Here is a 1,954-nt window from a genome sequence, read left to right on the forward strand (position 1 = left end):
ATAAATGCCTGACGATGACCTACTCTCGCATGGGGAGACCCCACACTACCATCGGCGCTGAGCGGTTTCACTGCTGAGTTCGGCATGGGATCAGGTGGTTCCCGAACGCTATGGTCGTCAGGCAAAACTGGTTGGAATCATGCTGGCGTGATCGTCTCGGCAACGGTGCTCACCGTGCCTTGCGTATCCGTCAATTGCGCGCGTAATGCGCAGACCCCTTGGGGTTATATGGTCAAGCCTCACGGGCAATTAGTACCGGTTAGCTCAACGCCTTGCAGCGCTTCCACACCCGGCCTATCAACCAGCTGGTCTTGCTGGGCCCTTTAGGAGGCTCAAGGCCTCGGGGACGTCTCATCTTGAAGGGGGCTTCCCGCTTAGATGCTTTCAGCGGTTATCCTGTCCGCACATAGCTACCCGGCAATGCCACTGGCGTGACAACCGGAACACCAGAGGTGCGTCCACTCCGGTCCTCTCGTACTAGGAGCAGCTCTTCTCAAACGTCCAACGCCCACGGCAGATAGGGACCGAACTGTCTCACGACGTTCTAAACCCAGCTCGCGTACCACTTTAAATGGCGAACAGCCATACCCTTGGGACCGACTTCAGCCCCAGGATGTGATGAGCCGACATCGAGGTGCCAAACACCGCCGTCGATGTGAACTCTTGGGCGGTATCAGCCTGTTATCCCCGGAGTACCTTTTATCCGTTGAGCGATGGCCCTTCCATACAGAACCACCGGATCACTAGAACCTACTTTCGTACCTGCTCGACGTGTCTGTCTCGCAGTCAAGCACCCTTATGCTCTTGCACTCACTGCACGATTTCCGACCGTGCTGAGGGTACCTTCGTGCTCCTCCGTTACTCTTTAGGAGGAGACCGCCCCAGTCAAACTACCCACCACACACTGTCCTCGATCCGGATAACGGACCTGAGTTAGAACGCCAATGATGCCAGGCTGGTATTTCAAGGTTGGCTCCACCCGAACTGGCGTCCGGGTTTCCAAGCCTCCCAGCTATCCTACACAGGCAACATCAGCGTCCAGTGTGAAGCTATAGTAAAGGTTCACGGGGTCTTTCCGTCTAGCCGCGGGTACACAGCATCTTCACTGCGATTTCAATTTCACTGAGTCTCGGGTGGAGACAGCGTGGCCATCATTACGCCATTCGTGCAGGTCGGAACTTACCCGACAAGGAATTTCGCTACCTTAGGACCGTTATAGTTACGGCCGCCGTTTACCGGGGCTTCGATCAGGAGCTTCGCCCGAGGGCTAACACCATCAATTAACCTTCCGGCACCGGGCAGGCGTCACACCCTATACGTCCGCTTGCGCGTTTGCAGAGTGCTGTGTTTTTAATAAACAGTTGCAGCCACCTGGTATCTTCGACCGGTTCATGCTCCAGGCGCGAGGCCCTTCACACTACGCCGGCGTGCCTTCTCCCGAAGTTACGGCACCATTTTGCCTAGTTCCTTCACCCGAGTTCTCTCAAGCGCCTTGGTATTCTCTACCTGACCACCTGTGTCGGTTTGGGGTACGGTCCCACATGATCTGAAGCTTAGAGGCTTTTCCTGGAAGCGTGGCATCGATGACTTCCTGACCGTGGTCAGTTCGTCTCGTCTCTCGGCCTTGGGGATCCGGATTTGCCTGAACCCCCAGCCTACTGACTTTCACCAGGACTACCAACGCCTGGCTCACCTAGCCTTCTTCGTCCCCCCATCGCAACCATGTGAGGTACGGGAATATTGACCCGTTTCCCATCGACTACGCCTTTCGGCCTCGCCTTAGGGGCCGACTCACTCTGCTCCGATTAGCGTCGAACAGAAACCCTTGGTCTTCCGGCGGGGGAGTTTTTCACTCCCCTTGTCGTTACTCATGTCAGCATTCGCACTCGTGATACCTCCAGCAGACTTCTCAATCCACCTTCATCGGCTTACACGACGCTCCTCTACCGCTTGC

2 rRNA genes are annotated in these 1,954 nt (G+C 56.1%); both read right to left on the reverse strand.

Annotated elements, in window-relative coordinates:
* Positions 1-6: 6 nt before the first annotated feature.
* A 5S ribosomal RNA gene (rrf, locus tag DU505_RS22140) occupies positions 7-122 on the reverse strand.
* A 106-nt stretch (positions 123-228) separates the two neighbouring features.
* Positions 229-1,954: ribosomal RNA gene (locus DU505_RS22145) — 23S ribosomal RNA — on the reverse strand; the annotation flags it as partial.

Source organism: Billgrantia montanilacus (genome assembly GCF_003336675.1).
GTDB lineage: Bacteria > Pseudomonadota > Gammaproteobacteria > Pseudomonadales > Halomonadaceae > Halomonas > Halomonas montanilacus.